Below are 12,086 nucleotides of genomic sequence, written 5' to 3'. Positions count from 1 at the left end.
TCTCATGCTTTACCAAGGGGCTAACCGGTCGCCTGACATGCTGCTCAGCATCTATCAGAAGCTGCTTTACCCCCGCATGGTCGAAGAAAAAATGCTCATCCTGCTCAGGCAGGGGAGAATTGGCAAATGGTTTTCGGGGATTGGGCAGGAAGCGATCGCCGTAGGCAGCTCCCTGGCTATGAACGCCAGTGAATACATCCTGCCGATGCACCGCAACCTGGGTGTCTTTACTACCCGGAACATCCCGCTCGAAAAACTCGTTGCCCAATGGCAGGGCAAAGCGACCGGCTTTACCAAAGGGCGCGACCGGTCTTTCCATTTTGGCACTCAGGAGCACAAAATCATCGGCATGATCTCACACCTTGGCCCCCAGCTGGCCCTGGCAGCCGGCATTGCGCTGGCCGACCGGCTGGCAGGGAGGCCGCATGTTACACTGGTATTTACCGGCGAAGGGGCGACAAGCGAGGGTGATTTTCATGAGGCGCTCAATGTGGCCGCCGTCTGGGACCTGCCTGTGATCTTCCTTGTCGAAAATAATGGCTATGGCCTGTCTACGCCTGTAACCGAACAGTACCGCTGCGAACGGATCAGTGACAAGGCTGCTGGCTATGGCATGGAAGGCCTGCAAATTGATGGCAACAACGTTCTTGAAGTATTTGATACCGTAAACCGCCTGGCGCAGGAGCTCCGGGTACGGCCGCGGCCAGTACTTCTTGAATGTATGACCTTTCGCATGCGTGGCCATGAGGAGGCTTCAGGAACCAAATATGTACCGCCAGAACTGCTCGAACACTGGGCGGCAAAAGATCCGCTGACAAATTATGAAAACTACCTGCTGCAGACCGGCGTACTGACGCCCGGCCACCGCCTGGAACTTCGTGCAGCTTATAAAAAAGAAATAGATGAGTCCTGCGAACGCGGCTTCGCTGCGCCAGAGCCCGTTTTTGATGCAGCCGCCGAAGAGGCTGACATGTATGTGCCCTACGTTGCCGAAGAAACCGGCATGCCGCAGGGAAACAAGGCCATGCGGTATATTGACGCCATCAGCGATGCGCTTCGCGAAGGATTGAAAAAACACCCTGAACTGGTGCTGATGGGACAGGACATAGCGGAATACGGAGGTGCCTTCAAGATCACCGAAGGTTTTGTCACTGAATTTGGCAGGGACCGGATCCGCAATACACCGATCTGCGAGTCGGCGATTGTTGGTGCAGGCCTGGGCCTTTCCATTAATGGGGCGAAAGCCCTGGTCGAAATGCAGTTTGCCGATTTTGTGAGCTGCGGATTTAACCAGGTTGTCAACAACCTGGCCAAGACCCATTACCGCTGGGGCGAAAAGGCCGATGTGGTTATTCGCATGCCCGCAGGCGCCGGCACAGGTGCAGGCCCTTTTCACTCACAGAGCAATGAGGCCTGGTTCACCAAAACCCCGGGACTGAAAGTCGTTTACCCGGCCTTTCCGAAAGAAGCGAAAGGTCTTCTTTTGTCTGCCCTGGCCGATCCGAACCCGGTTTTGTACTTTGAGCACAAGCTCCTGTATCGCAGCCTGACAGCAGGGGTTCCTGAGGGATACTTCCTGACTCCTATTGGGCAGGCAGCGGTGCTGAGAACAGGAAAACAGTTCAGTATCATTACATACGGGCTCGGGGTGCATTGGGCACTGGCCTACCTGCAGCAACACCCTGAGGCAGACGCCTTCCTGGTCGATCTGCAGACGCTGCAGCCCTGGGACAAGGACACCGTAGCACAGGCCGTTCGGGCAACAGGAAGGGTGCTCGTCCTGCACGAAGATACGCTTACCTGCGGCTTCGGCGCCGAGATCGCTGCATGGATCGGTGAACACTGCTTTCGCGACCTGGATGCCCCTGTGATACGCTGTGCCAGCCTGGATACCGCCATTCCCATGAACAAAGACCTTGAAGCAGGTTTCCTGGCGGAATCGCGCCTGGCCGAAAAAATCGCTACGCTCCTTGCGTTCTGAGCCCTTGGCACGATAATCGCCCCGGTAGCAGTACCTACTTAGAAAAACAATTATGAAATGCCTGCCATCTCTGCTCTTGCTGGTCGCCTTGTTTTCCAGCGCCTGCAACAAGCTTCGCTCAGATCATCCCCAGGCGGGAATTGATCGTGATACAACCGCAACATCGCTCAATGCAGCCAACATTACGCATTACGCCGATTCAATAGAAAAGATGCGCACACAGGCCGAAAAAGCCTACAGCCTGGTATACATGCTCGGCGGATCTTCCTTTTACACAGAAAAATACAGCCTGCGCGACGAGCCCGTGCTTTACATCGAACACATTGTGAACGGGAACGGAAGCACCACAAAATGTTATTACCTGCGTAACGACAGCCTGGTGCTGCACAAGGAAGCCAGCACCCTCAGCAACGATGATGCAGAAGTGTTTAAGGAGAGCCGGACGTTTTTTCGCAATGGCGTCGGTTTCAAAACCGACTCCAGAACGGCTTCGATGTACGAAGCCCTGCAAAACCAGCCCTTTCTTACCGTACAGCCCGGCGATGATCCGGCGGCAGTCCCTGCTTACAAAAACCTTCTCGCTAACCTGGAAACCCTCGAAGACGCCCTGCACCGGCGCAACAGGTTCGATATGGTCTTTGACAACATCACGGCCCATCCCGAAGCGGCCTACATCGTTTTAAAAAGCAAAGATCCCAACGGTTACACCTCGAGTGTCCTGGTAAAAGACCGGGACGCCTGGGTAGACAGTGTGGAAAACAATGTAGGCATGTTCAAAGACAAACATTTAAATGTGCGTTTCAGGATCGAGAACGGCGAAGCCATTTATGCCGGCAGTGAAGCTGATCAAATGGCCGGAGCAACAAAGCACCAATAGCTGCGGGGGCAGGCGCGTGCCTGGCTGCCAGATCCATGTGTCAGGTTCCTGAAACAGGCGATTCGGTGCCGCGTACGACTTCGGCCAGGGCATTGAATAAATACATTTGCCCGTTGTCCAGGCAAAGGCAGCGAAACCTTTTGCGAATCTGCTCCCCTTTTCTAAACCTGCGGCCATCTTTGATCGAGAACACCGCATGCAGGGGCAGCTGCTCAAGGTGCACCTGGTTTTCATTCTTCCGGTCATATTTTTTCAGCGCCCTGGCCAAATGCAGATCGGTGCAGCTTGCAGCTGCCGGGTTAGACAGGTAGCGGTCAATGGCGCGGTGAATATCTTCCGGAAACACACGAAGTTCGAAAAATGGCTGCATCATGCGCTTAAAATTCTGCTTCCACTCGGCGCCGTGTGGCTTTACCCGGTTCTTGTGGTCGTTCCAGGTAAGCAAATGCGCAAACTCATGAACGGTGGTTACCAGGAAGGCATAATTATTCAGGTTGTGATTCACGGAAATGCGGTGGCCTTTGCTCCCAAAAGGATGGCGGTAATCGCCAAGTTTCGTGTTTCGGTTCCGGGCAATCTTGAACTCACACTGAAAGTAGTCGATCCACCGCGCCACGAGTGGTGCAGCGCCCTCGGGCATGTACTGGGCCAGGACCATCACTTTATTCACGCTGCAAAAATAAGAAATTTAAACGCAACAGGTTAACTGACACACGTTCCAGGCAGAACCTGACAGGATACAGACTGGCCCGGTGATTTTGCAGCCACGCCCACTTTTTTCTACGCCTGGCCACGGGCCGCAACAACTTACTGGTACCGCACACTAGTCTTTCCAGCGCCATTCGCCGGCAATGGTGAGCGGCTCCTTCAGGTTCTGCGATTCCAGAAAGGGCTTCAGTTCCGCATCGCCCAGTCTTCTGACTGGAATTTCGGGTGTCTGTGCAAGTCCGTAAAGCAGCATGGCACTGAACCTGACCGTGTTTTTAAGCTCCTGTTCATCGACCAGATGAAAGCCGTCTTTGTCTGAATGGTAATAGGGCCCGGAGTTATTCGGCAGTTTGCCGCCTGCTCCGCCCCCGGTCGGAATGCCTGCCAGCAGGAAAGGCTGGTGATCGCTGTGCAGTCCGGCACCGGCATGAAAGAGATTTTTAAAACTGCTGTCTATGGCTGCGGCCTGGCCACCCCAATTGGTAAACAGCTGCCGCATTTCCTGCCGGGAAGTGGAAAAACCCTTCGGGTCATTGGTCATGTCGTAATTCAGCATGAAGCGGATGTTGTCCAGCTCGTGCGCCTGCTCTGCAGCCGCCACATAGGCTTTAGAACCCAGCAGGCCCTGCTCCTCCCCCATAAACAGCACAAACTCTATCGTCCGCCGGGGTTTAACCTTCAGCGCCGAGAAACTGCGCGCCATATCAATAATCGCAAATGAGCCGATGCCGTTGTCTATCGCGCCTGTGGCCAGGTCCCAGCTGTCCAGGTGCCCGCCAATGACAATTTTCTCTTTCGGCAACGACCCTTTCAGCGTAGCGATCACGTTTCTGGCTTTGATCATGCCCGAGAAGTTGGTCATCTGCAGGCGGGCAAACTGTTTGCTTGTAGTCAGGGCGGTCTTTAATTTCATGCCGTCTTCCAGGCCTATGCAGACTGCCGGTATCGGGATCAGTTTTCCGGTTACCGAGGCCGTACCTGTCAACAATACGCCATCTTTGACCGAGTTGATAATTATGACACCCTTCGCGCCGTATTTAATGGCGATCGCTGTTTTTTCAGAGCGATGCAGGCTCTTGGTTCCCCGCGGCGAACCGGGGAGTACACCAAGATAAAGCAGAGCGATCTTGCCCCTAGCGCGATCGGGATTTGCCTGGTAATCTGCTTCCAGGCCGTTGCCCATATCAACAACCTCAGCTGAAACATCGGCACTGACCGGCGAATGGGCCAGGGTTACTGCTTTAACCGGCTGTAATGATGCCGGCGTTGCGCCTGTCTGCACATTGACGGTCTTCCTGGCCCAGCTTTCTACACTGAAAGGCTGGTATTTGACCTGATAACCATACGATTTCAACAGGTTATAAGCATAAGTCTCGGCTTGTGCACCCTGGGGCGAGCCCGTAAGGCGGTGCCCAATGGTCGTGGTTGCGTCTTTGAGGCTGCTGTAGGCCCTGGAATTCTGTTGTACGTCGCGGTTAATGGCCTCGAAAGCAGCTGAGAAATTGTCCTGCGCCTGCACGGCTGCAGCAGCCAGGCACAGCAGTAATAAAGTGAGTTTTTTCATGAATCGGTTTAGTAAAGGGACGTTGTTCAGGTGCAGGGATAACTGCTCCTGTTTACTGCCGGAAATTAAGAATTTTCAAACGCAATCCAGTCGCCCGGCGCAATGAAATTAAGTTTTGGCTTTTTTTGGAAAGACCAGGGAAGCCAGAATGCTGATTGCCAGGATGCTCACGATCACAATGAGCGAATGCTGGGTTGAAAAACCCCAGCTTTCCAGGTACCCGTGCAACAGCATTTTCAAACCGATAAACGTGAGGAGCACGGCCAGACCCGCTTTCAGGTAATGGAAACGGTGAATGATGTTGACCAGCAGGAAGAACAGCGAACGGAGACCCATGATCGCAAAAATGTTTGAAAAGAAAACGATAAATGGATCGTGTGTAACGGCGAAAATAGCAGGGATGGAATCGACTGCAAACAACAGGTCTGTAAACTCGACAATGAGCAGCACGAGGAACAGCGGCGTGATCATTTTTTTCCCGTCGCGCTTTAAGAAGAATTTTTTTCCGTCATAATGCGGGTGAATGGCAAATATTTTAGAAGCCCACTTTACAACCGGGTGGTTCTGCGGGTCTATCTTTTCGTCTTCATCTTTGGAGAAAAACATCTTAAGGCCCGTAAAAACCAGGAAAGCGCCAAATACCAGCAGGATCCATTCGAAACGACTGATAAGCGCGGCCCCGACAAAAATGAAAATAAAACGCATGATGATGGCACCGAGGATGCCCCAAAACAGTACGCGGTGGTAGTATTTTTCGGGAACCGAAAAGGCAGAAAAGATCAGGACAATGACAAAAATGTTGTCGATCGATAAGGCATATTCAACAACGTACCCTGTAAGGAACTCGATGCCCAGGTTGGCCCGGTAAAGATCCAGGCTGGCCTGAAAATCGCCAGGTATAAGCGTAACCGGGTGCCGGTGGCTGGTCACGACTTCTGCCAGGCGGGCCATGTCATGAATGCCATGCAGCTGATGCCCCTCCAAACGCAGAAAAACATAAAATCCCAGCGCCAGGCTGACCATAATCGCACTCATGATACCTGCCTGCTTCAGGCTGACTACGTGTTCCTTTTTACTGAAAAGTCCGAGGTCAAGCACCAGGATGAGCAGGATCAGGCCAAGAAAGCCTGCACTAAAAAGCAATTCGTTCGACATGTCTTATTTTTTTCTCTCGGTCGTATAACGTACCAGTTCTTCCAGGCCTGTCCTGGCTTCGCCCGCCGGGAATGTGGCGAGAATTTCAAATGCCTGTTCCTGGTATGCCTGCATTTTCTCATTCGCATACCTGACACCTTGCATGTGGTTTACGAAGTCGATGATCTCATGTATTTTAGCCGGCTCTTCTCTGTGGTTCTTCACCAGGTTAATGATCCGCCTCTTGTCGGCCCGGTCTGCGCGGTTAAGCGCATAAATCAGCGGCAGGGTCACTTTTTTCTCTTTAATGTCTATGCCGAGCGGTTTGCCCACATCATCAGTACCGAAATCAAACGTGTCGTCCTTGATCTGGAAAGCAATGCCAACCAGCTCACCGAAGTAACGCATCTTTTCGACCGTCTCCTCATCGGCACCAGCCGAAGCAGCTCCACAAGCACAGCACGATGCAATGAGCGAAGCCGTTTTTTGCCTGATGACATCAAAATACAGATCTTCACTGATGTCCATTCGCCGCACTTTCTCAATCTGGAGCAGCTCGCCCTCACTCATCTGCTTTACAGCCTCTGATACGATCTTCAACAGGCGGTGTTCATTATTGTTTACAGATAACAGCAATCCTTTGGCAAGCAGGTAGTCGCCCACCAAAACCGCGATCTTGTTTTTCCAAAGTGCATTAATGGAGAAAAATCCCCGGCGTTCATAGGCGTTGTCGACCACATCGTCATGCACAAGCGTGGCCGTATGCAGCAATTCAACAAGCGATGCGCCACGGTGTGTGGACTCGCTGATCCCGCCGCATAGTTTTGCAGCAAAAAACACGAACATAGGCCTGACCTGTTTGCCCTTTTGTTTTACGATGTAATGGGTAATGCGGTCTAACAGGGGCGCATCGCTGTGCATAGACGCCTTGAAATTTTTTTCAAAGGCTTGTATATCTTCGGCAATGGGTTGTTTGATGCGTTCTATTCCCTGCATGTACGCTGGTCTGAATGTGTGTGCAAACTTAAGTGAATTTCTGCTAAAACCACAATGTCACAGCATTTCGTATCGATTTTGACACCGTCGTACATCCGGTTTTCCGGCCGGGCTGAAAAACTGCGCTGATACATCCTGACAGGTTTGGGTCGCGCTCGCAGCCGGCCTCCGGAAAAGCTCGCTCAGCGGGGATTGCCCCGAAACAAACCGCTGCGGGCAAAACCTGAGCCGCTTCCCAGCACAGGGTGTTCAACCCAATCTGATAAAGCAATTTTCGCAGCTTAACCGCGTTTGGTGATGTCCTGTATAATGAGCCCGGCATGTACGCGTGAGTTTTCAATGAACAGCTTGTGCGTATCCATACCTCCGCAAACAACACCGGCCAGGTACAGTCCCGGCACATTTGTTTCCATGTTGTTTTCCAGGTATTCGGGTCGGAGCGCTTCAGACAAATTGATACCGAAACGACTGAGCAACTTGAAATCGGGATGATAGCCTGTCATAGCAATCACAAAATCATTCTTCAGCGTTACCAGGCCTCCTGGAGTTTCGATATCCGCTTCGGTTTCACGAATGGCTGAGAGCCTCGAACCAAAGTATGCACGGATGGAACCTTCCTTTATCCGGTTTTCTATATCCGGCCGCACCCAGTATTTAACGTTCGGGCCGATCTCATCGCCCCGGATAATGAGCGTAACCCGCGCGCCTTTACGGTAGGTTTCCAGAGCCGCGTCGATGGCAGAATTGTTAGCACCCACCACGATCACATCCTGGAAGGCATAAAAATGAGGATCTTTATAATAATGCGTAACCTTTGAAAGTTCCTCTCCGGGAATATCCATCATGACCGGAACGTCATAAAAGCCGGTAGCCACAATAACCTTCCGGGAACGGTAGGTCCCCCGCACTGTTTCGGTCAGGAAACTGCCATCGGCCTGTTTATTGACCTGCGTAACCGTTTCGAACAGCCTCATGTTGAGCTTGCAGGTCTCGGCCACCCGGCGGTAGTATTCAACTGCTTCATTCCGGTTTGGTTTCGGATGAACGGTCACAAACGGAAGTCCGCCGATCTCCAGGCGCTGTGAGGTGGAGAAAAAGGTCATAAACACCGGGTAATTGAACAGGCTGTTGACGAGGGTACCTTTCTCAATGACCACATACGTAAGACCCGCACGCCCGGCCTCGATGGCACAGGCCATACCAATGGGCCCGCCGCCTACAATAACTACATCAAATTCTTCCATCGCCATCAGCTTGTCTGACAAGCCTCGCCGCTGCGCGGCAATTCGGTGGTTTTAATCGCCGCATATCCGCCGGCCACATCAATGACGTTTTCTACCCCCCGCGACCGGAGGATCGAAGCAGCGATCATGGACCGGTAGCCGCCGGCGCAATGAATGTAATACGTTTTTTCTTTATCAATACCCGGCATCCAATCGTTCAGATAATCGAGCGGGCGGCTGAGCGTAAAGTCGAGGTGGCCGCTTTCATACTCACCCGGCTTACGCACATCGAGGGTAAACACCCCGCCGGTTTGTGCCTGCTGCGCAAACTCGGCTGCCGATACCGATTCGATCGTATCGATTTCCTTGCCGGCAGCTGTCCAGGCGGCTATGCCCCCCTCCAGGTAACCGATCGTGTTGTCATAACCCACCCGTGCCAGTCGAGTGATGGTCTCTTCTTCTTTGCCCGGGTCGGTAACCAGCAACAGGGGCTGGCGCAGGTCTGTGATCAGCGCTCCAACCCAGGGCGCAAACTGTCCGTTCAGTCCGATATTTACCGAACGGGGAACGAACCCCTTCGCAAATACCTGCGGATCGCGGGTGTCGATCACCAGGGCCGAAACGGCATTGGCCTGTGCTTCAAAGTCTGCGGGTTTGAGAGGCTGCAGTCCTTTTTCATACACCTCCTGCAGGTTGTCATAACCCGTTTTATTGATGAAGGCATTTTTGGCAAAGTACTGCGGCGGCGGCAGGATGCCGGATGTTACCTCATCGATAAACTGCTCGCGGCTGCCGGCACGCAAAGCATAATTCACCTTTTTCTGGTTTCCAAGCGTATCGAAGGTTTCTTTGCTCATGTTTTTACCACAGGCGGAGCCGGCGCCGTGCGCCGGATAAACGATCACCTCGTCAGGAAGGTTTAGGATCTTACTGTGCAGCGAATCGTACAGGCTTCCGGCCATATCGCGCTCGGTCAGCTCACCCTGCTGGGCCAGGTCCGGCCGGCCCACATCGCCTATAAAAAGAGTGTCGCCGGTGAAAATGCAATAAGGATTACTCTGCTCATCACGAAGCAGGTAAGTAGACGATTCAGGGGTGTGGCCGGGCGTATGCAATACCTCGATGGTACACTCCCCGATCCTGAACACCTCCCCGTCGGTTGCAATGTGTGCGGGAAAGTCTGTAACGGCAGTCGGGCCATACACGATCGGTGCGCCAGAACGCTCAGACAGCTCAACGTGGCCTGAAACGAAATCGGCATGGAAATGTGTTTCGAAAATATACCTGATCGCTACGCCGTCTTTTTTTGCTTTATGCAGGTAAGGGTCAACCTCGCGCAGCGGATCAATGATCGCGGCCTCACCGCCGCTGGTAATGTAATACGCCGCTTCGGCCAGACAGCCTGTGTAAATTTGTTCGATCTTCATGTTTTCTAAGTTAGCAAAGCGGCCCCGGGGGTACGCCGCTTGCGTACCGGGCATTTTCCCCGTATGCTTTTCAGCAAAAATACCCCAATTTACGGGCCGGCAATTTTTGAAGCCGGCAATTTACAGAACTTTTACCCTATACCGGCGTTAACTCGCCACGCAATGGCCTCTCCACCAGTGCCCGGGTCTCTGCCATAGGCAGCCGCAGTCCCAGCACATACATCAGTTTCGTTACTGTAGCTTCGTAGGTCATGTCAAAGCCGCTCAGCACACCGATCTCCTGCAACTGTTTACTTGTTTCGTAAACACCAAGCTGTACCGATCCTCTTTTACACTGCGTAATGTCGACGATGATCTTACCCAAATCGACGGCCTTTTTCAGCCGGTCAATAAACCAGCCGGCAGTCGGCGCATTGCCCGAACCAAAGGCCTCCAGGATGATCGCTTCGACCGGCGATTCGGTGATGGCTTCGACCGCCTGTACCGAAATGCCCGGGTACAACTTCAACACGCCAATATTCGGATTAAAACGGGTCTGAAGACGCAAAGAGCCCTCAGGTGCAGGAAGGATGTAATTCTGGTAAAACCTGAGGTGTACACCGGCTTCGGCCATGATCGGGTAGTTCGGCGAGCGGAAGGCCTCAAACTTTTCTGAATTGTACTTAATGGACCGATTGCCCCTGAAAAGCTGGTAATCAAAATAAACACAGACTTCGGGCACCATGGCCAAGCCGTTTTGCCGGGTTGCAGCGATCTCCAGGGCGGTGATGATGTTTTCCTTGGCATCTGTCCGGATCTCACCGATGGGCAGTTGCGACCCCGTAAAAACCACTGGCTTGCCCAGGTTCTCCAGCATGAAACTCAGCGCCGAGGCCGTGAAAGACATGGTATCTGAACCATGCAGGATAACAAAACCATCATACCGGTCATATTCTTTGGCGATCAGTTCAGCCAGTTGCACCCAGATCTCGGGCGTCATGTTTGAGGAATCGATCAGCGGATCAAATGAGTGAACAGAAAGGTTGTATTCCAGGCGGCCCAGTTCAGGAACGTTTTCCTTGATCTGCTTAAAATCGAACGGCATGAGCGCACCCGTGGCCGGGTCGTTTACCATGCCAATGGTACCGCCGGTATAAATAATAAGTATGTTCGTCAATGTTGCTCTGGTTTGAGACACGAATTAACGCATTTTTTTGATAGCAGAAAATTTTTGACAGAAGCATTCAGGACCTTTGCTGTTCTCCGGAAGGCCTGGGCAGGTCCCCACCGGCTACTCGCTGTAGCCCGGTACCCGGGGGCTGCCGCTGCTGCCCGGCTTAAACGGCAGCGGCGCTGGTTGCGCTGCAGGTAAGTACCTCGAAAGCGGTTGATCAGATGCCGAAAACCTGTTGTGAATTTGCGGTCGTGATGCGCGCCACTTCTTCAAGACTGACGCCTTTGATCTCGGCTACGCGGCGGGCAATATGTACCAGGTAACTGCTCTCATTTCGCTTGCCCCGGTGCGGCACCGGCGCCAGGTAAGGCGCATCAGTCTCGAGCACCAGGTGTTCCAGGTTCTGCAGCGCCACAACCGCATCGAGCCCTGAATTTTTATACGTCACCACACCACCAATGCCAAGGTAAAAATTCAGTCCGATGGCCTGCTCTGCCTGTATCGCATTGCCGGTAAAGCAATGAAAAATACCCCTGAGGCGTTCATCACGTTCTGACTCCAGCACCTCGAACACCTCGTCAAAGGCCTCCCGGCAGTGTATCACAATGGGTAGCTGCAGTGACTTAGCCCAGGCAATCTGTTGCCTGAAGGCGTCCTGCTGGATGGTCAGGGTGGATTTATCCCAGTGAAGGTCAATGCCAATTTCGCCAATGGCACAGATCTGCCGGCCGGCAATCCCGGCATGCAGCTGAGCCAGCTGCCGCTGATAATCGTCCTTTACATCGCAGGGATGCAGCCCGGTCATGGCAAAACAGTACTCAGGCCAGGTGGCCGTCATTTCGTCGATCATGGCTACCGATTCCACATCAACATTCGGCAGGAAAAGCCGGCTGATGCCTGCATCAAGGCAACGCTGCACCTGTTCAGCGCGCTGTTCCGGGTCTTTTTCATAATAAATATGCGTATGTGTATCGGTCAGGACCATGGGCTAAAAACGTTAAAAACAACAAAGGCACAAAGTTA

10 protein-coding genes are annotated in these 12,086 nt (G+C 52.9%); 2 read left to right on the top strand and 8 right to left on the bottom strand.

Going from position 1 to position 12,086, the window contains the following annotated elements:
* Positions 1 to 4: 4 nt before the first annotated feature.
* Both C7T94_RS05700 and C7T94_RS05695 read left to right on the top strand, forming a co-directional pair.
* Entirely contained in the window at positions 5 to 1,981 is a 1,977-nt protein-coding gene (locus tag C7T94_RS05700) for an alpha-ketoacid dehydrogenase subunit alpha/beta (protein WP_107214314.1), read from the top strand.
* 52 nt (positions 1,982 to 2,033) lie between these two features.
* A complete protein-coding gene (locus tag C7T94_RS05695) occupies positions 2,034 to 2,858 on the top strand; it encodes a hypothetical protein (RefSeq protein ID WP_162618559.1) in 825 nt (274 codons plus the stop codon).
* 40 nt (positions 2,859 to 2,898) lie between these two features.
* Here the strand turns inward: C7T94_RS05695 and C7T94_RS05690 are convergent, their stop codons facing one another.
* From C7T94_RS05690 to C7T94_RS05655, 8 genes are all read right to left on the bottom strand, one after another.
* Positions 2,899 to 3,528 carry a SprT-like domain-containing protein gene (locus C7T94_RS05690; RefSeq protein ID WP_239494935.1) on the bottom strand — a complete coding sequence of 210 codons (630 nt, stop codon included), beginning with the start codon at positions 3,526 to 3,528 and terminating at the stop codon, positions 2,899 to 2,901.
* Between the two features lie 153 nt (positions 3,529 to 3,681).
* Positions 3,682 to 5,130, bottom strand: a complete 1,449-nt coding sequence (locus C7T94_RS05685; RefSeq protein WP_107214312.1) for a M28 family peptidase — start codon at positions 5,128 to 5,130, stop codon at positions 3,682 to 3,684.
* Positions 5,131 to 5,238: 108 nt separating this feature from the next.
* The gene (locus C7T94_RS05680; RefSeq protein ID WP_107214311.1) at positions 5,239 to 6,285 is read right to left on the bottom strand and encodes a TerC/Alx family metal homeostasis membrane protein; all 1,047 of its coding nucleotides are present in this window, start codon (positions 6,283 to 6,285) and stop codon (positions 5,239 to 5,241) included.
* Positions 6,286 to 6,288: 3 nt separating this feature from the next.
* Positions 6,289 to 7,260: a polyprenyl synthetase family protein gene (locus tag C7T94_RS05675; protein WP_107214310.1), complete on the bottom strand. Its 972-nt coding sequence runs from the start codon at positions 7,258 to 7,260 to the stop codon at positions 6,289 to 6,291.
* A gap of 281 nt (positions 7,261 to 7,541) precedes the next feature.
* Positions 7,542 to 8,504: a YpdA family putative bacillithiol disulfide reductase gene (locus C7T94_RS05670; RefSeq protein WP_107214699.1), complete on the bottom strand. Its 963-nt coding sequence runs from the start codon at positions 8,502 to 8,504 to the stop codon at positions 7,542 to 7,544.
* Between the two features lie 5 nt (positions 8,505 to 8,509).
* Positions 8,510 to 9,910: an MBL fold metallo-hydrolase gene (locus tag C7T94_RS05665; RefSeq protein WP_107214698.1), complete on the bottom strand. Its 1,401-nt coding sequence runs from the start codon at positions 9,908 to 9,910 to the stop codon at positions 8,510 to 8,512.
* A 136-nt stretch (positions 9,911 to 10,046) separates the two neighbouring features.
* Entirely contained in the window at positions 10,047 to 11,066 is a 1,020-nt protein-coding gene (locus tag C7T94_RS05660; RefSeq protein WP_107214309.1) for an asparaginase, read from the bottom strand.
* 214 nt (positions 11,067 to 11,280) lie between these two features.
* The gene (locus C7T94_RS05655; RefSeq protein WP_107214308.1) at positions 11,281 to 12,048 is read right to left on the bottom strand and encodes a TatD family hydrolase; all 768 of its coding nucleotides are present in this window, start codon (positions 12,046 to 12,048) and stop codon (positions 11,281 to 11,283) included.
* Positions 12,049 to 12,086 lie beyond the last annotated feature (38 nt).

It is taken from the genome of Pedobacter yulinensis (assembly GCF_003029735.1).
In the GTDB taxonomy this organism is placed as follows: domain Bacteria; phylum Bacteroidota; class Bacteroidia; order Sphingobacteriales; family Sphingobacteriaceae; genus Pedobacter; species Pedobacter yulinensis.
Note: the sequence above shows the minus strand (reverse complement) of the source record. Positions and strands in the feature narration are given on the sequence as shown.

Coding starts and splice junctions, on each gene's coding strand:
- C7T94_RS05700 (WP_107214314.1), top strand. CDS start 5: ATGCTTTACCAAGGGGCTAACCGGTCGCCTGACATGCTGCTCAGCATC.
- C7T94_RS05695 (WP_162618559.1), top strand. CDS start 2,034: ATGAAATGCCTGCCATCTCTGCTCTTGCTGGTCGCCTTGTTTTCCAGC.
- C7T94_RS05685 (WP_107214312.1), bottom strand. CDS start 5,130: ATGAAAAAACTCACTTTATTACTGCTGTGCCTGGCTGCTGCAGCCGTG.
- C7T94_RS05680 (WP_107214311.1), bottom strand. CDS start 6,285: ATGTCGAACGAATTGCTTTTTAGTGCAGGCTTTCTTGGCCTGATCCTG.
- C7T94_RS05675 (WP_107214310.1), bottom strand. CDS start 7,260: ATGCAGGGAATAGAACGCATCAAACAACCCATTGCCGAAGATATACAA.
- C7T94_RS05670 (WP_107214699.1), bottom strand. CDS start 8,504: ATGGAAGAATTTGATGTAGTTATTGTAGGCGGCGGGCCCATTGGTATG.
- C7T94_RS05665 (WP_107214698.1), bottom strand. CDS start 9,910: ATGAAGATCGAACAAATTTACACAGGCTGTCTGGCCGAAGCGGCGTAT.
- C7T94_RS05655 (WP_107214308.1), bottom strand. CDS start 12,048: ATGGTCCTGACCGATACACATACGCATATTTATTATGAAAAAGACCCG.